Origin of the sequence: Acinetobacter sp. CIP 51.11, from assembly GCF_000369665.1 — a bacterium.
Classification (GTDB): domain Bacteria; phylum Pseudomonadota; class Gammaproteobacteria; order Pseudomonadales; family Moraxellaceae; genus Acinetobacter; species Acinetobacter lwoffii_S.
Window position 1 is genome coordinate 480,190 of record NZ_KB850128.1, and the last position, 19,622, is coordinate 499,811.

The following is a 19,622-nucleotide window of genomic DNA, read 5'->3' on the forward strand; positions in this document are numbered from 1 at the left end:
AATAAAACATGTCAATGTTTAATATTATTCGTAAAGAATTCCAATTCGGTCAGCACAACGTTATCCTGGAAACAGGCCGTGTTGCCCGTCAGGCAAACACTGTTGTGATCACCATGGGCGGCGTACAAGTACTTGTTGCTGTTGTGGCACAGCCTAAAGCAAAAGCAGGTCAAGATTTCTTCCCATTGACTGTTAACTACCAAGAAAAGCAATATGCTGCTGGTCGTATCCCGGGTGGTTATGGCAAGCGTGAAGGCCGTCAGTCTGAAGCTGAAACTTTAATCTCTCGTTTAATCGATCGTCCAATTCGTCCGTTGTTCCCAGAAGGTTACTTCAACGAAATTCAAGTAACAGCCACTGTGATTTCTTCTGATAAAACCATGGATGCTGACATTGCTGCAATGTTAGGTACATCTGCTGCATTGTCTATCGCTGGTACGCCTTTCCGTGGTCCGATTGGTGGTGCGCGCGTTGGTTTAATCAACGGTGAATACATCCTGAACCCAAACCTTGAACAACTCAAAGAGTCTGATCTTGATCTTGTTGTTGCGGGTACTGAAACTGCAGTATTGATGGTTGAATCTGAAGCGAAAGAGCTTTCAGAAGACCAAATGCTGGGCGCTGTTTTGTTCGGTCATGACGAAATGCAAATTGCGATCCAAGCGATCAAAGAATTTGCTGCAGCTGCAGGCGCGGTTGAATCAACTTGGGTTGCTCCAGTTAAAAACGAAGAACTTCTTGGTAAATTGAAAGAAGCATTCGAAGCGAAAATCTCTGAAGCTTACACGATTGCAGTTAAGCAAGACCGTTATGCGGCACTTGACGCGCTTTATGCAGAAGCAGTTGCACAGTTCGTTCCTGAAAATGACGAAACTGGCATTGCAGAAGAAGTAAATGAGCTGTTCGAAGACCTTAAATACCGTACCGTTCGTGACAACATCCTGTCTGGTAAGCCACGTATCGATGGTCGTGATACCAAAACTGTTCGTGCAATCGACGTACAAGTAGGCGTATTGGATCGTGCACACGGTTCAGCATTGTTCACACGTGGTGAAACTCAGGCCTTGGTCACAACGACTTTGGGTAATACACGTGATGCGTTGATGGTTGATACCCTTGCAGGTACAAAAACTGACAACTTCATGTTGCACTACAACTTCCCTGCATACTCTGTAGGTGAAACAGGTCGTGAATCTGGTCCTAAGCGTCGTGAGATTGGTCACGGTCGTTTGGCACGTCGTGGTGTTCAAGCAGTTCTTCCTGCGGCTGATCGCTTCCCGTACGTGATCCGTATCGTTTCTGACATCACTGAATCAAACGGTTCGTCTTCAATGGCGTCTGTATGTGGTGCTTCATTATCATTGATGGATGCTGGTGTTCCACTTAAAGCGCCAGTTGCAGGTATTGCGATGGGTCTAGTGAAAGAAGGCGAGCGTTTCGCAGTTCTTTCTGACATCTTGGGTGATGAAGATCACTTGGGCGACATGGACTTTAAAGTAGCGGGTTCTGCAAACGGTATTACTGCGCTACAAATGGACATAAAGATCGAAGGCATCACTGAAGAGATCATGGAATCTGCATTGAACCAGGCTTATGCGGGTCGTATGCACATCTTGAATGAGATGAACCAGGTGATTTCACGTGCGCGTCCTGAAATTTCGATGCACGCACCGACATTCCAGGTGATCAACATCAACCCGGATAAAATCCGTGATGTGATCGGTAAAGGCGGCGCGACCATTCGTGCAATTACTGAAGAAACTAAAGCGGCGATTGATATCGAAGATAACGGTACAGTTCGCGTATTTGGTGAAACTAAAGCGGCTGCGCAAGCTGCAGTTGCCAAGATTCAGGCACTTACGGCTGAAATCGAGCCAGGTACAATTTATACAGGTAAAGTGATTCGTATTGTTGAATTCGGTGCGTTCGTAAATATCCTGCCAGGTACTGATGGCTTACTTCACATCTCTCAAATCTCAAACGAACGCATTGCGAACGTGGCAGATGTATTGAAAGAAGGTCAGGAAGTAAAAGTACAGGTTGCGGATGTTGATAACCGTGGCCGTATTAAATTAACGATGAAAGACATCGAACAAGTTTAATTCTTAAAAGTATTCACATGGGAAAACTCGTGTGAATAACAATAAAAAAGCCCTGAGCTTGGTCAAAGTGTTTACTTTGGCTGGCTTAGGGCTTTTTTTATGCGTCAGTATTGGTCTGAATGTGGTGTCCAGTTGATCTCAGGTCAAGGGGTCCGCTTCAGAGCTTTTTAACAAACGATAAATTTCATCTTTTAATTTCAGTTTTTTACGCTTGATCGCCTCAATATCATTGTTGATATGATTGACTGGATCAAGTTCAAGCTGGCTGATTTCTTTGTCCAACTCGTTATGTTCCTCGAATAACTTGGCAAAATAGGGATTTTCCTCGCGAAGTTGCACAATCAAGTCGCGGTATTCGGGAAACATGTATTTGATTTTCTTATTGCAATCTTTGGTTTTCATAGGGATTCTTATACTCTAATCATAAAATTAAATATAAATATGTTCTGATCTGCACTGGAAAATGCAGATCGACAGAACATGAAAAGGATTTACTTGAAGTGCAAATGTTTGACCTCGCGGCGTAACTCCTGCACTTCATCAATGAGGTCCAGCATCATGGCAACGGCGCTAAATGAGGCATCAAAATCGCGTTGCAGGCGATAGGCGCGTTGTGCACGCGAGATATCTTCACCGAGGAAAGTGCTGGTCGGGGTTGTAGAACGATTTGGTAAAATTCCATGTTCAATTAACTGCATGACCCATTCCGGGCTTTGTCCACAGGCTTCTGCAAAGTGGATCAAGTCAAATGAACGATCGTCCATAATTTCTGAGGGGGTATAACCGTGGGAAAAACTTTCTTGGTACTGAATCGTAGTCATGGGTCTACTCCTTAAACAGCCAAGTGTGCAAAATCCGGAGAAAGGGAAGGTGCTAAAATAGAACGCTTTCCAATCCTTGGACATGCAGACTCAGAGTGATGACTCAAATGATCATGAGTGAAGAGTCGGGATGTGCCAGTAGTTGATGGATCAGTCGGTCTGACCGGATATCTATCAGCAGCATGCGAGGCAAAGAAGGTTAAAGCTGAAGTTGTTTTTATAATTTTATGTGTTATCGACAAAGCGTATTCAATCACTTTCCTGTGTTGAATAGAGGGCGCCATATCAGGGCTGCAAAGCAGACCAGAGGGCAAAATTGAACGAGGCTGAAGATTGATCATCATAAGTGGATAAAAAATAACCGTCTTCGATCCATTATTATGACTTTGCCTGCTCCAAAACAGTTTTTATTTGTACCTTATTGTTTCAAATCATGACAAAGAAAAAAGCCCCTGATATAGGGGCTTTGAAAATCTTTCTGAAATTAATATTTTACCCAAGTAACACTGCGACCAATTACCGATACCCCCACATAACCACGCAAGGTCAGACGTTTACCATTAGCACTTAAGCGTGCTTTACCTTTGTAAACTTTGCCACTGATCGGATCAAGCACTTTGCCATCATGGTATTCACGTGGCTTTTTCGGATCTGCCTTAAAATCCCAGATAAACGGCAGGCCTAGAAAAGGCTTGTTCTTAAGCTGACCTGGACATTTATGACAAATTCCCATTTTTTCTGCGCCAGGCAAGCTGCGTGTTTCGACAATCACTCCTTCATAACTGCCATCTGCTTTCTTGCGAATTTCCACATCCGCACGAGAATAACCCGATTGATCATCGATGGTTTTCCATTTACCCAATAACGGATCTTCATAGGCAAAGGCCAAACTAGAAACTGCGGCTAAACTCATCCCCATTACTAGAGTATTCAATAATTTTCTCATAACATACCTGTTAAATTGATGATGTATTCATTTTAGAATTATTGCTCTAATTTATTTTAAAAGCATAATTAAATCAATAGGATGAACTGTGAAGTCTTTCTCATAATTTTTTGAAAATGATGAATATTTAGGTTTTGTTAATGTGAATAATCTTATAATTCAACAGGGATTCTTAGATTGGATTCACAGGAGAGTTTGATTCAGGGAGTAGACGGGTTTTCTAATGTAGGGGAATACGCTCTGTTGAACTCAGTCCCATAGGTTTTAAAATATAAAAAAAGCATTCCTAGGAATGCTTTTAAACTTAAGGATTCTAAGTACTTAGCTCAGGTGTTTACCAAATAGACCCAAGGCTTCTTCAGCCGTAAAGGTATATTGGCTATTACAGAACTGGCAGTCCATCTCGATCGGATTCTGGAATTCCAGCGTTTCACGGATCGACTCTACGCCGATTTGCTGTAAAGCGACTGCACAACGCTCTTTAGAGCAGGTACAACCGAACTTCAACACTTCCGTATCTGGCAGACGCACTTCTTCTTCATTATATAAACGATACAGAATATCAGTGGCTTGCAAACCGACTAACTCTTCAGTTTTTAGGGTCTCTGTGAGCATGGTCAGACGTGGCCATAGGTCTTCATCTACCCGGCGTTGTTCTTCTTCACTATTACGTGGTAACAGCTGAATCAGTAAACCACCTGCACGCTGATGGTCGCTCGCCAGCACAATGCGCGTTGGAATCTGTGCAGACAGGTCATAATACTGCATCAGACAGCCCGCCAAATTTTCTTTATCAAGGGGTACAATCCCCTGATAACGCTCGCCAAATTCTGGTTCGATATTGATGAACAGAACCGGAGAGGTGAGTGACTTCAACACGGTACTGCTGTCTTCACCGACCAGAAAGTGCGGATCTTCTTCATAGTCAGCCAAAGCGCGAACTTCACCCAAATGGTTACATTCAGCCATAGCCCATTTAAATGTGCCTGATGCCTGAATTTGCAGGCTGATACGTCCTTTAATCTTCAATGTGCTGGCCAGCAGTGCAGTGGCACTGAGCATTTCACCTAGCAGGATTTTAACTGCAGGGGCATAGTCACGTTGCGCTAAAATGGTTTGTAAAGCTTCTTCAAGATGCACCACTTCACCACGAACAGGGCTATCTTCAATAAAAAAGCGTTGGCGTAAATCAGACATAAAATTCTCCATAACCCTGCTTTAATGGTGTCATTATTGTAAAACACAAGTTATGACAGTTCATCTCTTAACGTATCAATTCCTGCGCCGTTTGTATCCGGTTGCTGCTGTTTAGCCTGTTTTTGCACTTTATGGCGTTGATCCTGGGTAAACAGATGCTCCAGTTCAGCCAAACTACTATGCTGATTTTCATAATTTGGATGTTCATCCGGATCCAGATGATATTGGCTGTTGAGCAGTTTCTCATCCTGTTCGCGGAAGTTTTGAATCTGTTGCAGGCTTTCTTCCGGGTCAGGATTGAGCTGGTTTAGTAAGGCCTGACTGAGTTCTAAAGCTGAAAGATAAGTTTCACGCCAGATGTGTTTCACGCCCAAATCCTGTAATAAATGCACATGATGCCGGTCACGGGCACGTACCCATAAACTGATTTCAGGATAATTCAGCCGCAGATGCCGCACGATCAGCATCGAGTCTTCAATATCATCAATCGCCACAATCACCTGTTGTGCTGTGGTAATGCCGGTCTGTATCAAGGCTTCAGGCTCTGTCGCATCTGCCTGATAGAAAGGGATGTCGTACTGCGCCAGAAGTTCAGTGGCTTGCACATTGCTGTCCATGACACTAAAGGCGTGTTGCTGTTGCAGTAAAATCCGGGCGATGATTTGCCCGAAGCGGCCAAAGCCAATCAGCAGAATCGGAGTACTGGTTTCAGGATTGAGATCGGTTTCGAAGGTCGCTGCCAGATGATTGTGACGATCCAGATGCGGTAAAATCTGGCTGTGCAATAACCAATAAAATGCGGGCGTCAGTAGCAAGGAAAAACTCACCATCCACAGCAAGGGAGAGAGCAGATCGGCCGGAATAATCTGGTCGGATACTGCAATCACCAGTGCCAGTAAGGCAAATTCACCGCCTTGTGCCAGACTAGCTGCTAACAAGGTGCTATTGCGCCAGCTATTTTGATGATAACGCGCCAATGTCAGGCTGATTGCAAACTTGACCAAGATTAAAGCGAGGGTACCGCCGAGAATGATCCAGGGGAAATTCAGCAGATCAGACAATTTTAGTGCCATGCCCAGACTGATAAAGGCCAGGCCGATCAATAAGCCCTGAAAAGGCCGAATCGTGCTTTCTACCGCAGGACGAAAATCTGAATCTGCCAGTAAAATACCGGCAAATAAGGCACCGAGAAATAGATTCAGGCCAAGGGTATTCATCAACACCAGCAATGCCAAGGTCACCGCAATCGCCACAATCGCGTGCAATTCGTGACTGCCACTTTTGGTAATCCAACGATACAGCGGTTGCATCAGGTAACGGTTACACAGAAACAGACCACTCAACGTTGCGATGATCGCAGCAAAATAGGCCACGCCATGTTCAGTGGAGCGAATCCCGGCAAATAGGGGAATAGCTGCAATCACCAGAATGGCCAACAGGGAATGAACCAGCAGGATCGAATAGGCTTGCTGACCATAACTGGTGGCGAACTGTTCCTGATGATTGAGATGTTGAATCACCAGAGTCATGGCAGACAAACTGCCGGCGAGTCCAATTACAATGCTGGCGAGTAGGCTTTGCTGAAGGAAAACCCAGGCCAAGAGCGTAAAAATTAAGGCGCTGATCAATACTTGTAAAGCAGCCATCATCCACAGGGGGGAATTAATCTGCACAATGCGTTGTGGTCTGAGTTGCAGGCCGATCCAGAACATCAGTGCCATCAGGCTGACTTGCATGAAACTACTCATGACTTCGGGTGTCTGAATCAGGTGCAAAAGGCTTGGACTCAAGATAATTCCTGTTAACAGATAGCCCAGCACGCTTGGCAATCTGAGCTTTTTACTCAGTGGCACCATCAACAGTGCAATTACCAGAACCAGTGTTATTTGTAACAGTATCGACATTTTCCTGCCCTAAATTTATTCTTGATCCAGACTGGGAGTCTTGTATTCCAGACCGATCCTCAGGCGCAATATCTTTTAGCTCAGTTCCTGAGGGTCGATGTCCAGCGTGAGCTTCATGCTAGAAGGTTTGTCCTGCAGCATGTTTTGCCACCAGCTGCGCACATAGTAATGCAAACGGGGACGATCCGCTGACAATAGCACCATATGCGACTGATAGCGTCCGGCCTTACGTTCCATTGGCGCAGGAATTGGTCCCCAGATGTCCAGCGCCAGATCAGGATATTGCCTGAAGAGTGCTGCATGTTTCTGTAAGAATTCGGTATTTTGTGCCTGATCTTTGGATTCACAGCGAATCAGGATGGCATAACGGTAGGGCGGCATTCTGGCCATCTGCCGTTCTTTTAAGGTTTGCTGGGCAAATATGCGATAATTTTCATTGACCAGGGTATTCAGTAGGGCATGATCTGGTCTGAGCGTTTGCAGATAGACATCCCCCTTATGTTCACCGCGTCCGGCCCGGCCTGCAACCTGCACGATCAGCTGTGCAGTCCGTTCAGTAGCACGGAAATCCACACTGAGCAGACCGGAGTCGATATCTAGAATCGCTACCAGAGTGACATAGGGAAAATGGTGTCCCTTGGCCAGCATCTGGGTGCCAAGCAAAATGGCAGGTTCGCTTTTCTGAATCTTGTCATAGATTTTCTGCCAGCTGCCGACCCGACTGGTGGAATCGCGATCAACCCGAATCACCTCGAAATCCGGAAAGAGTTCATTCAGATGTTCTTCAACTTTGCCAGTGCCCATACCCAGTGTAACCAGTTCCTGATGCTGACATTGCGGGCAGTGTTCCGGCATACGGTGAATAGTACCGCAGTGATGGCAATGCAGATGCTGATAAGGCTGACGGTGTACAGTGAAGTTGGCATCACAGTGCGGACATTGCGCCTGCCAGCCACAGCTGCCACAAAGCAGGACGGGGGCATAGCCACGGCGGTTTAAAAAAATCAGTACCTGTTCTTTTTTCTCCAGGCGCTTTTTGATGTCCTGAATCAATTGCAGGCTAATCCCATGCTTTTTTTGCGCAACTTTTAAATCCAGAATATGGATTTTGGGCATCAAGGCCGTGCCGGCACGCTGGTTCAGCTCCAGTGCCTGCATCTTACCATGTTGCACCAGCGCATAACTGTCAATGCTTGGTGTGGCTGACCCTAAGATTACCGGACATTGCTGTAAATGGCCGCGGTACAGGGCGACATCGCGGGCATGATAGCGGAAGCCTTCCTGCTGTTTAAAGGACAGGTCATGTTCTTCATCCAGAATGATCAGGCCCAGATTCGGCATCGGGGTATAAATGGCAGAACGTGTACCGAGTACGATTGAGGCTTTGCCGGTTTCTGCCGACTGCCAGGCTTGTAGCCGTTTGGAATCATTCAGCCCGGAATGCAGCAACGCAATATGGCAATGAAAACGGGACTGAAAACGGCTGATGGTTTGCGGCGTCAGGCCGATTTCCGGCACCAGCACCAGCACCTGTTTGCCCTGTTTCAGTACCTGCTCCATGATCTGCAAATACACTTCAGTTTTACCGCTGCCGGTCAGACCATCCAGTAAAAAAGCCTGATATTGATTGCGATATTTTAATACCTGTTCGACTGCATGTTTTTGTTCAGGATTGGCAGTGAGCGGCATTTGTGCCAGCTGCATCGGCTGCGGATTGAAATCTTGTGGCTCCAGCACACAGGCGCAAATCTCTTTTTTCTCCAGCGCTTTTAAGGTCGCGGTTTCAATCCCGGCCATGTTCAGCACATTTTCAGTGGTCCCGACCGGATGCAGTTTTAAAATCCGGTAAGCTTCCTGCTGCTTGTCCGAACGGCGTACTTTGGCCTCGGCATCAGGGTCCAGCAATTTCCAGGTACGGGCCAGCAGGTTATAAGGCTTGCCCTGACGAAGCAGGGTCGGCAGGGCACTGTGGACGACTTCACCGATCGGAAACTGATAATACTGTGCTGACCATGTCAACAAACTTAAAACTTTGCTATCTATAATGGCACGTTCATCGAGCAGTTCGGTCACAGCCTTAAGTTTAAAGCGCGGGTCGAGAGGAGTGTCTGCGGACAGTTTTTTGATAATCACTCCAACCAGATTCTGCCGACCAAACGACACCAGTACGCGTGCCCCAATCTGTGCCTGTTCAAATTGTGCTGCACTCATCGTGTAATCAAAACAATCAAATACATGCACAGGTACAGCAACGCGTACGCGATAAAGTGGACTTGAATCGGTGTGAGAATTTTGCATATCTTGGGGTGGAGATCCTGAAGAAATTTCGTCGTGCTTAAAGTTCGATTATGTTAGAGTGAGCAGATAATTTATATCAAAGAATATGAATGATTTCGGTAGTCTGACGCAACAGCGTTGAGCAAAATTTTGGAAAATTAGAGCATTACAATGCCTGCATATCAGTTTATTGCGCTTGATGCTTCAGGAAAGCAGCAAAAAGGCGTGCTGGAGGGGGATTCTGCACGTCAGATCCGGCAACAATTACGGGATAAAGCACTTATTCCGGTCTCTGTTGATCCTGTCGAAAAAAAAGACCAGCAGCATCGTCGAAAATGGTTTGAAAAAAGCATCACCGCCTACGATCTGGCCCTCATGACCCGGCAGCTATCTGTGCTGGTCGCTGCCGCGATTCCGCTGGAAGAAGCCATCCGCGCCGTCGGCAAGCAAAGCGAAAAAGTGCATGTACAAAACCTGCTGATGTCGGTTCGCTCCAAGGTACTAGAAGGGCATAGTCTGGCGCAGGGTTTGCAGCAATCCGGACGTTTTCCTGAACTGTATATTGCTACGATTGCGGCCGGTGAGCGTTCCGGACATCTGGACCTGATTCTGGATCAGTTGGCTGACTATACCGAAAACCGGTTTGCCATGCAGAAAAAAATTCAGGGTGCAATGGTCTATCCGATTATCCTGATGCTGATGTCCTTTGCGATCGTGATGGGGCTGATGACCTATGTGGTGCCGGATATCGTCAAGACTTTTGATCAGAGTAAAGACGCCTTGCCGTGGATTACCGTGGCCTTGATGAAAGCCAGTGATTTCATCCGCATTGCCTGGCCATTTTTATTGATCGGTGGTGCTTTAGGGATTTTCTTATTAATCCGTTTTTTAAGAACCACCGCCGGGCATTATGCCTTTGACCGTCTAACCTTAAAACTACCGCTGTTTGGAAAACTGTCACGCGGGATTAATGCCGCACGTTTTGCCAGTACTTTATCCATTTTGACCCAGTCTGGCGTGCCGCTGGTCGATGCACTGCGCATTGGTGCTGCAGTCAGTAACAACTGGGTGATCCGTGATGCTGTCAATCTGGCAGCGGAAAAAGTCACTGAAGGTGGCAACCTGGCGACCCAACTGGAACGCAGTGGTTATTTCCCGCCGATGATGGTACAAATGATCAAAAGTGGTGAAGCGTCTGGTGAACTGGACCGCATGTTGGAACGTGCTTCACAGATGCAGGATCGCGAAGTGACCACCCTGATTTCAACTTTACTGGCCTTGCTGGAACCTTTAATGCTGGTATTGATGGCCAGTATTGTTTTGGTGATTGTGATTGCAGTGATGCTGCCAATTGTGAATATGAATAATATGATTTAAACAGAAGCCAGTTAGAATTTTGCTGTGATCAAGATTCAAGTGGAAATTCTGAATGATGCAAATAAATGAGAGAGATTGAATGAAAAGGAATCAATTAAATAAACAGACGGGCTTTACCTTAATCGAAGTCATGGTGGTGATTGTTATTCTCGGTGTGCTTGCTGCGCTGATTGTTCCGAATGTGATGGGACGCGGTGAAAAAGCCAAAGTAGATACCACCGTGATCAAGTTGCAGAGCATTGCAGGTTCACTGGATCAATACAAGCTGGACAATGGCAAGTATCCAAGTATGCAGGAAGGCGGTCTGGATGCACTGGTGAATCAGCCAGCGACTGCAAAAAACTGGGTGCCAGGCGGTTATGTCAAGGGCGGTTTTCCAAAAGACAGCTGGGATAATGAACTGCAATATGTGATTCCGGGCACCGATGGCCGCAGCTTCGATCTGTATTCATTTGGTGCAGATGGTCAATCGGGTGGTGAAGGAACAGATGCCGATATTTATTATCAGCCTTAATTGAGAATCGTTATAAATTTTCGATAGATAGAATATATCACTTCACTGAATAGGCTATTTCAATACGAAGTGAAGTGATAATAACTATTAATTATTAAATATAATGTAAGTTAATGATATTTATAATAATGAAATAATAAAAACGATATGCGAGTTATAATAAGAATTATTCCCATATTTATCTATTACAATTCTCGTAAAATATGAATAAACATACACTTTCTATTTATTTAAAAAAGCTCATAATGATCTGAATGGTACTTGACTCGCCAACGGAGAAGCACATGAAAGCATTAATCTTAGGAGATGAAATCAATCAATTTCATTGGTCGATGCTGAAATCTGTTCTTCTGGTTTTAAGCATGCTGCCGATCAGTCAGGGAATCGTCCATTTATGGCAAAGCACCGAAGGCAGCAGCCAGATTATGGTGGCTTTCTTTGCTATCAGTTTGATGAGCAGTTTATTGGCCCTGTGTTTCTGGTCAGCATTAAATGCGAGTGTAATCCGCATTCAAGCCGAACAAGGTTCAGCATTTGAGCAGACATTGGTTAACCTGTATCGTCATGTGCCGATGTTGTCTCTTGCCAGTATGGTGTGTTATCTGGCTATACAGTTTTAAGTTTTAAAGAGATAGAAAACCGAGGCTGTGACCTCGGTTTTTTATTGCCTTGAGTGTTCTTCGCTTTCATAAAGGGAGCTTAGGAGGGATTGATAAGGTGCTATATTCAGGAATCCCCTAAATCCCTCTTTGTAAAAGAGGGACTTGAAGAAATTATCTTCTTGACTTAAAGCTGACATCCACTTTACGTGGACGGAAGCGCCATCCAATAAGCAAAAGCAGAACTGAGAAGATCATCACTGGCCAATCACTGAGTTTCATATACAGCGTTTCGCCCTGCATGGCTGGAAGTTCACCACGTAATACCGCTTCCTGATCCACCGGGGCTTTTTTCACGATGTGGCCATTGTGGTCAATAAAGGCGGTTACACCGGTATTGGTGGCGCGAATAAACCAGCGGCCATTTTCTTTAGCACGCATTTGCACCATTTGCAGATGCTGTAATGGTCCTGCCGTGCCGGTAAACCAGGCATCATTAGACACGGTCACCAGAAAATCACTTTGGCTGGCATTGCGACGGGTCAAATTCGGGTAGGCCACTTCATAGCAAATTGCAGAACCCAATGGATGATTTTTCACATTCAATGGTTTTTGATGATCTGCGCCCCGGGTAAAACCACTCATGGAAGGATCATTTTGTAGACCTGGCAATACCCAGCTCAACCAGCCTGACAAGGGAATATATTCACCAAAAGGAACCAGTCGCTGTTTCTTGTACAGCCCATCAGAATCATCGCCGCTGGCCATAATACTGTTGTAATATTTAGGATAACCCGCCGCTTGAGATTCTGCTAAATCCCAATACGGAATGCCGGTCACCCAGGCAGTGCCTGATTTTTCAGCCTGGACTTTCATGGCTTCCAGAAAGGCTTCAATGTCGGTCTGGAACATGGGAATCGAAGATTCCGGCCAGACGATCAGATCACGGCCCCATTCGGTCTTGCTCAGATTGGCATAAATCAACAAGGTTTTCACCTGATATTCAGTCAGCCATTTCAGGTCTTGCGGAATATTGCCTTGAATCAGAGAAACAGAAAGCGGTTTCTCGTCTTTGGGTTCCACAAAGTTGAGATATGAAGCTCCCCAGGCACCGAGTAACAAGATAGCGGAAGGAATGGCCCAGAACAGACGTCTATTCAGGATTTCAACCAGCGCACAGGCCAGAATGATCACCACGAAAGACACCCCAAACACCCCAAAAAGAGGTGCATAGGCATCCAGATAGCGTTCGGTAAAGGCATAACCGGCGAACAGCCACGGGAAACCAGTAAAGACCCAGGTCTTGGACCATTCAAACAGCACCCAGAGCGGAGCAAAGGTTAAAGGCGTTTCCGGGAAAAAGCGGCGATAGACAAACGTTTGAACGGCACTAAACAGACCCATCACCAGTGCCATAATCAGGATCATCACAACGCTGAGAAATGCACTGGTATCGCCATAGAAATGAATCGAGGTATACAGCCAGAATGCGCCGACAAACCACAAGCCGATCCCGTAAGCCCAGCCAATGCCAAAGGCTTGTTTTGCAGTACGTCCGCGCAGGCAGGCATAGAGCAGTGCCGGAGACAGAATCGCCAGCCACCAGTAATGATAGGGAGCCAGTGCTAAACTGAAAATGGCACCTGCAAATAAGGCAATTAAAACAGGATAGATCAGCGGCAAGGTTTTTTGCTGTTGAGACGAACTCAACAGCTTATCGAAATACGCTCTCATTGGCGCACGGCTCGAATTAGATGAATCGAGCGTGAATCTGCTTCAAGAATGGTAAATTGCCAGTTTTCCAGTTCAATAGTTTGACCTTCAAGGTCACTCACTAGACCAATTTCCTGTAATAATAAGCCGCCCATGGTTTCCACTTCATCATCAGGGAAAGTCGCATCTAGCATATTATTGAAATACTCAATCGGAGTCAGGGCTTGGACTACCCAGGTATTGGCGGTAGTCGGATCATTGTCCGGAACAATGTAGTATGCTTCTTCATCAGCATTGTCATGTTCATCTTCAATTTCACCGACGATTTCTTCTAGAATATCTTCCAGTGTTACCAGACCCGAAGTCGTACCATATTCATCAATCACTACGGCAATATGCGTCTGGGTATTCTTCAACATGCGCAAAACCTGATCGGAGCGGGCGCTTTCTGGAACAAACAAAGGCTGACGCATAAGCGCGCGAATATCGACCTTGGCCGTCGGTTCAGTCAGAAAAGGCAATAAATCTTTGGCCAGCAGAATGCCGACTACATTGTCGGTCTGATCGGATGAAAATACCGGAAAACGTGAATGCGCAGACTCGACCAGCACATGCAGGATATCCAGCAACTGGTCATCTTCCTGTAAGCTGATCATGGACGTGCGAGGCGTCATGACTTCACGAATTTTGGTTGCCGGGAGGTCAAGAACGCCCTCAAGCATGGCAACAGTATCGGGTTCTAAAAATCGACGTGAATCTTGTACTAATTTTAGCAGTTCGTCGCGAGTTTCGGGTGCAGTTCCCAGCCATTTGCGTAAGCCGCGCATACCCCACGACGGGCCTGATTCCTCGTGCATGATTTTTCCTGAAGACTCTTAATATCTAAAAAAACGTGGTTTTATCATACCGCAGAAAATTCGCTTGTCTATTGTAAATATGATGCACAGTCTTGATCGCGCGAGTCAGCGCTGATTTTGGAACTGGGTACGTATTGCAAAGCAGCTATGTAATCGCAGCTTTATGCTAAAATATGGCGGTCTTTCCATCCTGAGTCTATCGATGTCCCCAACTGAAATTATTCCAAGTCTGCAATTGAATACCCGAGGTTTGCGTTGTCCTGAGCCAGTGATGATGTTGCATCAGGCGATCCGTAAATCCAAGGCAGGTGATGTGGTTGAGGTGTTTGCTACGGATAATTCAACGTCGTGGGATATTCCAAAATTCTGTATGCATTTGGGGCATGAGTTGCTCTTGCAGGAAGAACGTCTGGATGAAAATGGCAATAAAGAATTTCATTATTTAGTGAAGAAAGGCGGCTAAAGAGATAAATGACAGATGAGCTCAATGATCTGTCCCTATTTAGACAATAAAATTCCACAAATCTACTAAATTAAATAGATAAATGGACAAGAACTGAAATTTTAAATAATTTATCCATAAATAAACCCGCTTAAAAGCGGGTTTATTTTTTATCTGATGATCAGATTACATATGCGGGTATGAGCAGCACTGCTGCGCAAGAATTACCCTAACATTACATATTAGGGTAATTCGGACCACCACCACCTTCCGGTGTCACCCAGGTGATGTTCTGTGACGGATCCTTGATATCACAGGTCTTGCAGTGCACACAGTTGGCTGCATTGATCTGGAAACGCTTGGAACCGTCATTATTTTCCATAATTTCATACACACCCGCCGGGCAGTAACGCTGTGCAGGCTCGTCCCATGTCGGCAGATTCACTTCAACCGGGATGGATGGATCAGTCAGTTTCAAATGCGCTGGCTGGTTTTCTTCATGGACCGTATTCGATACAAACACTGAAGACAGACGGTCAAAGGTCAGCTTGCCATCCGGTTTTGGATAGGTCGGCTTGAAACTTTCAGCTGCCTGGGTTTTTAACGCAGCATGATCTTGAACCAGATCGTGCAGGGTGAACGGCACTTTAAACACGTTCTGGTCGATAAAGTTAAATGCACCACCGATCCATTGACCGAACTTGTGCATTGCCGGGCCAAAGTTACGCGAGTTATACAGCTCTTCTTTTAACCAACTGTTGTTGAACTTGTCGGTATATGCGGTGAGTTCTTTCACAAAGAAATCTTCGCCTTCCACTACACGTGCTACCGCCAGATCACCGCCTTTTTCTACACCGGCAGCAATGGCCTCAAATACCGCTTCACCGCAGAGCATGCCGGATTTCATTGCAGTGTGTGAGCCCTTGATTTTGGCAAAGTTCAGGAAGCCGGCATCATCCCCAATTAAAGAACCGCCCGGGAAGGTGAATTTTGGTAGCGAGTTAAAACCACCTTTGGTCACGGCACGGGCACCATAAGAAATGCGCTTGCCACCTTCCAGATACTGCTTGATTAAAGGATGGGTTTTCCAGCGCTGCATTTCCATGAATGGATACATATGCGGGTTGGTGTAGGACAGATCCACGATCATGCCCAAGGTCACCTGGTTGTTTTCAGCGTGGTACAGCCACCAGCCGCCTGAAGAACCGGTTTCAGAAAGCGGCCAGCCGGCACCATGCATGACCAGACCCGGTTTGTGTTTAGCCGGATCGATTTCCCACAACTCTTTAATGCCAATACCGTAATGTTGCGGATCCGCATCCTTGTCCAGGTTGAATTTCTGGATTAAACGCTTACCGAGGTGACCACGGCAGCCTTCAGCAAAAATCGTGTATTTGGCATGCAGTTCATAACCCGGGGTAAAGTTATGCGTTGGTTCGCCATCTTTACCAATACCCATATCACCGGTTTGGATGCCTTTGACTGTACCATCGGCATGATACAGAATTTCAGACGCGGCAAAGCCCGGAAAGATCGACACTTCCAGTTCTTCCGCTTTCTGGCCTAACCAGCGCACCACATTGCCCAGTGAAATGACATAGTTGCCATCGTTATGCATGGTTTTAGGCACCATCCAGTGCGGTGCTTCCTGTGATTTTTCATCTGACAGCAGGAAGAAGGTTTTATCTTCAGTCACCGGGACATTCAGCGGGGCACCCTGTTCTTTCCAGTCCGGAAACAGCTCGTTCATGGCACGCGGTTCAAGCACAGCACCAGACAGAATATGCGCACCGACTTCGGAGCCTTTTTCTACGACACAAACGGACAAATCGTTTAAGTTGTTTTCAATTGCAAGTTGACGGATTTTGATCGCAGCAGAAAGACCCGCAGGGCCTGCGCCTACGATGACGACGTCAAACTCCATCGATTCACGTTCGATGTGTTCCATGTAGGACTCCTCATATTACTATTCGGTGGCAACCATAATCATATGATTGGGTGCTGCCATAAGTGTTCTTGGTTCCTAGACACAAAAATGCTGGTGTCTTTGATAATCTGGGCTAGTATAGTTTTAAAGCCGGTTTTAGCCAATTGGCTGAAACATATTATTTTTCCGTCATTAAGGTCTTCTTTTATGGATAAGCCAGTACCCAGCACAAATCCGACGAAAAAAGTAACTTATCCCGATGATAAAAATTTAATGGATATCGCACAATACTTAAAAGATGCACAGGGCAGTCACAAAAGGTCAATACCCCCTTTGGAGCAATGGCAGCCAAAGCATTGTGGCACAATGGATCTCAAGGTTTTAGCCAACGGCGAATGGTGGCACGAAGGTCAATTGATCAAGCGTCAGCCGATGATTGACCTGTTTGCAACGGTGCTCTGGAAAGAAAACGATAAATTCTATCTAAAAACACCAGTAGAAATGATTGAAATCGAAGTTGAAGATGAACCTTTATTTGTCAATCAGGTCGATCAGGTTGAGATCAATGGAGTGACTTATCTGCAACTGGGCACAACCACGCAAGACCTGATTATTGTCGATGCTGAACATCCAATCTTTATGCGTGAATACAAAGGTGAGTTGCGGCCTTATGTGCATGTGCGTTTTGGGATTAATGCCCTGATTCAGCGTGCGGCATTTTTACATCTGGTCGAGATGGGAGAGCTTGATGAAAATCCGGCAGGCGAAACCGTTTTAAGTTTGAAAAGTGGTGATTTAGACTTGCATTTGAGCACCTGAGGTTTAAGCTTGATCGCTAGAAATTTCAAACAAGCTACCTGCAACGTTATGAGCGCTATTCAACCAATTTCCCAGTTATTGGACCCGATGCCCAATGCCACGGCAGATGCGCCTATTGGCATTTTTGACTCAGGCGTAGGCGGCTTGTCAGTCGCCCTGGAAATTGCCCGCCATTTGCCTAATGAACGCTTTGTCTATTATGCGGATACTGCGCATGTGCCTTATGGCCCGAGAGATGATCAGGAAATTCGTGCCTTGACGGCTCAGGCGATTGAATGGCTTTATCGTCAAGGTTGTAAAGTTGCGGTGGTGGCTTGTAATACCGCTTCCGCTTTTAGTCTGGATTATTTGCGTGACTATTATGGTGAAAACTTTCCGATTATCGGTTTAGTACCCGCACTTAAACCGGCCGTCCTGAATACCCAGTCGAAAACTGTGGCGGTATTGGCCACGCCTGCAACCTTCCGCGGCCAGCTGATTAAAGATGTCATTTCCCGTTTTGCCGAACCGGCTCAAGTCAAAGTCCTGCCTGTGACCAGTCTAGATCTGGTGCCTTTTGTTGAGGCTGGAGAGCAGATGAGTGCAGCCTGTTTGCAGACATTAAAAGAGATTTTACAACCAGTTGTAGATCAGGGCGCTGATTATTTAGTATTAGGATGTACACATTACCCCTTCCTAAAATCGTCAATTCAGTATATTTTTGGTCAAAAGCTGACATTAATTGACTCAGGATTCGCGGTTGCAAGACAAACGGCCCAAATTTTAATTAAAAATGGGTTATTATTTGAGCATGAGTCTAAAGAAAGCGTGAAAATTGAATTGGTGGTGAGTGGGCAGAATGCTGAACAGCTCCGACCGATTTTGCAGCACCTGATTCCGGCCGATTTAAAATGGCAGGTCAGTAATATGAGTGCAGTTTAAAACTCATTTCTATAATTTAAGAAGAAAGATATTTTGATTGTGGGGTGGCCATATTGGGTAAAGAAGCATGTGATGATGCATTTTTTACCCAAATGTACAGGAGAAGAGGATAGCCCATGCTGGATAAACGGTACCAAGTGTTCATCTCAACCTCTGGGGCAGAAATGCAACCGGAGCGTATCATTCTGTCTCAAACACTGGTAGGAATGGGGTTTTTCTCGTGGGGACTGGAACAGCGTACACCGCTGAATACTGCATTTGCACGCCGCCAGATTGATGACTGTGATTATGTAGTCATTCTGCTGGGCAGCCAGTATGGGGAGCAGTCGGTATCGGGTGTCGGCTATATGCATCTCGAATATATTTATGCAGTGACCAAGCAAAAACCGATTATTGTGTTTATGCATGATGATCCGGCATCACGTGAAAGTGCATTGCATGATGCCAAACCGGAATTACAGGAAAAATTTAAGGAATTCCGTCAACTGTTACAGCAGGAAGTGGATCAGGTGTTTACTTACCGCAGCCTGCGCGATCTGGAAATGGCAGTGCGTTTTAACATGCCGCAAATGTTGGAGCGCTATCCGGTGACTGGCTGGGTGCGTCCGCAAAATACTCAGGCGCTACATGACGAGATTGATCAGCTGAAAGCCAAAGTGGCTCAACTGGAACGTGATGGTGGAACTGCAGAAGTTGATCCATTCCTAAGCTTGCCCAAAGTGGCGATGCATGAAGTTTTTTCTTTTGAATACCGGATGCATGCTTATCAGGATGGTAATTTTAAAGAAATCAAAGTCCAGAAAAAACTGACTTGGGCACAATTGTTGGCGTTGCTGGGTTCAACTTTTGTCAATCCGACCCCTGAAGAGTTTTTCTCAAAGCGCATGAATGAATATCTGAATGAAACCGGTTTGCAGGATGCACGGGTGCAGATGCCGCGAGCGCATGCTGTCGCGCGTGCCCAGATGAATATTCGTGCCTTGCATAGTTTAAAAATTCAAATGCGCCAGAATGACTGGATTGTGCCATCTGGTCGTGATGACCGACAGCGCATGCTGTGGCAGATCACGCCAAAAGCGCAGAAGTTGCTGGACAGCAGTTTGCTGGATTTAGATCGCACTTTTCAATATAAGTCAGCGTATTAATCCATAGAGAGAATAAATAAAAAGCTGTTAAAGTACAGGGGTTGATATCCTGACGGACGAA

17 protein-coding genes are annotated in these 19,622 nt (G+C 45.8%); 8 read left to right on the forward strand and 9 right to left on the reverse strand.

Annotation, left to right across the window (positions count from 1 at the left end; translation table 11 throughout):
• Positions 1-14 precede the first annotated feature (14 nt).
• The gene (gene pnp / locus F894_RS02525; RefSeq protein WP_171054287.1) at positions 15-2,102 is read left to right on the forward strand and encodes a polyribonucleotide nucleotidyltransferase; all 2,088 of its coding nucleotides are present in this window, start codon (positions 15-17) and stop codon (positions 2,100-2,102) included.
• Between the two features lie 138 nt (positions 2,103-2,240).
• Here the strand turns inward: pnp and F894_RS02530 are convergent, their stop codons facing one another.
• The 6 genes from F894_RS02530 to F894_RS02555 form a co-directional block, all read right to left on the reverse strand.
• Positions 2,241-2,504 (reverse strand): HP1242/YdcH family protein, encoded by a 264-nt coding sequence (locus F894_RS02530; protein ID WP_004729352.1) that lies wholly within the window; start codon positions 2,502-2,504, stop codon positions 2,241-2,243.
• An 89-nt stretch (positions 2,505-2,593) separates the two neighbouring features.
• A complete protein-coding gene (locus tag F894_RS02535; RefSeq protein ID WP_004278573.1) occupies positions 2,594-2,923 on the reverse strand; it encodes a chaperone modulator CbpM in 330 nt (109 codons plus the stop codon).
• A gap of 484 nt (positions 2,924-3,407) precedes the next feature.
• Positions 3,408-3,869: a DUF2147 domain-containing protein gene (locus F894_RS02540; RefSeq protein WP_004647343.1), complete on the reverse strand. Its 462-nt coding sequence runs from the start codon at positions 3,867-3,869 to the stop codon at positions 3,408-3,410.
• A gap of 321 nt (positions 3,870-4,190) precedes the next feature.
• Complete coding sequence (locus tag F894_RS02545) at positions 4,191-5,066, reverse strand: Hsp33 family molecular chaperone HslO (protein WP_004647344.1); 876 nt, start codon at positions 5,064-5,066, stop codon at positions 4,191-4,193.
• 50 nt (positions 5,067-5,116) lie between these two features.
• A complete protein-coding gene (locus tag F894_RS02550; protein ID WP_005245856.1) occupies positions 5,117-6,970 on the reverse strand; it encodes a cation:proton antiporter domain-containing protein in 1,854 nt (617 codons plus the stop codon).
• 75 nt (positions 6,971-7,045) lie between these two features.
• Positions 7,046-9,268, reverse strand: coding sequence for a primosomal protein N' (locus F894_RS02555; RefSeq protein WP_005245857.1), 2,223 nt, complete (start codon positions 9,266-9,268; stop codon positions 7,046-7,048).
• A 150-nt stretch (positions 9,269-9,418) separates the two neighbouring features.
• Between F894_RS02555 and gspF the strand changes: the two genes are divergently transcribed.
• The 3 genes from gspF to F894_RS02570 all read left to right on the forward strand — a co-directional run bounded on the left by gspF (position 9,419) and on the right by F894_RS02570 (position 11,758).
• Positions 9,419-10,624 (forward strand): type II secretion system inner membrane protein GspF, encoded by a 1,206-nt coding sequence (gene gspF, locus F894_RS02560; protein WP_005245858.1) that lies wholly within the window; start codon positions 9,419-9,421, stop codon positions 10,622-10,624.
• Between the two features lie 79 nt (positions 10,625-10,703).
• On the forward strand, positions 10,704-11,138 hold the full coding sequence (gene gspG / locus F894_RS02565; protein WP_004278567.1) for a type II secretion system major pseudopilin GspG: 435 nt from the start codon (positions 10,704-10,706) through the stop codon (positions 11,136-11,138).
• 284 nt (positions 11,139-11,422) lie between these two features.
• Positions 11,423-11,758, forward strand: a complete 336-nt coding sequence (locus F894_RS02570; RefSeq protein WP_004278566.1) for a hypothetical protein — start codon at positions 11,423-11,425, stop codon at positions 11,756-11,758.
• Between the two features lie 153 nt (positions 11,759-11,911).
• Here F894_RS02570 and lnt read toward each other — a convergent pair whose 3' ends face one another.
• Both lnt and F894_RS02580 read right to left on the reverse strand, forming a co-directional pair.
• Entirely contained in the window at positions 11,912-13,471 is a 1,560-nt protein-coding gene (gene lnt, locus F894_RS02575; protein ID WP_005245859.1) for an apolipoprotein N-acyltransferase, read from the reverse strand.
• On the reverse strand, positions 13,468-14,307 hold the full coding sequence (locus F894_RS02580) for an HlyC/CorC family transporter (RefSeq protein ID WP_004278564.1): 840 nt from the start codon (positions 14,305-14,307) through the stop codon (positions 13,468-13,470). The genes lnt and F894_RS02580 overlap by 4 nt, the downstream gene beginning before the upstream one ends.
• Before the next feature lie 202 nt (positions 14,308-14,509).
• Between F894_RS02580 and tusA the strand changes: the two genes are divergently transcribed.
• Entirely contained in the window at positions 14,510-14,770 is a 261-nt protein-coding gene (gene tusA, locus F894_RS02585; protein WP_004729361.1) for a sulfurtransferase TusA, read from the forward strand.
• A gap of 214 nt (positions 14,771-14,984) precedes the next feature.
• On the opposite strand, the gene F894_RS02590 is transcribed toward tusA, so the two are convergent.
• Positions 14,985-16,697, reverse strand: coding sequence for an electron transfer flavoprotein-ubiquinone oxidoreductase (locus F894_RS02590; RefSeq protein ID WP_005245860.1), 1,713 nt, complete (start codon positions 16,695-16,697; stop codon positions 14,985-14,987).
• A gap of 186 nt (positions 16,698-16,883) precedes the next feature.
• On the opposite strand from F894_RS02590, the gene F894_RS02595 reads away from it, so the two are divergent.
• The 3 genes from F894_RS02595 (at position 16,884) to F894_RS02605 (ending at position 19,561) form a co-directional block, all read left to right on the forward strand.
• Positions 16,884-17,495 (forward strand): DUF1285 domain-containing protein, encoded by a 612-nt coding sequence (locus tag F894_RS02595; RefSeq protein WP_004278560.1) that lies wholly within the window; start codon positions 16,884-16,886, stop codon positions 17,493-17,495.
• 48 nt (positions 17,496-17,543) lie between these two features.
• Positions 17,544-18,416, forward strand: a complete 873-nt coding sequence (gene murI, locus F894_RS02600; protein ID WP_004278559.1) for a glutamate racemase — start codon at positions 17,544-17,546, stop codon at positions 18,414-18,416.
• 116 nt (positions 18,417-18,532) lie between these two features.
• Entirely contained in the window at positions 18,533-19,561 is a 1,029-nt protein-coding gene (locus tag F894_RS02605; RefSeq protein WP_004278558.1) for a DUF4062 domain-containing protein, read from the forward strand.
• Positions 19,562-19,622 lie beyond the last annotated feature (61 nt).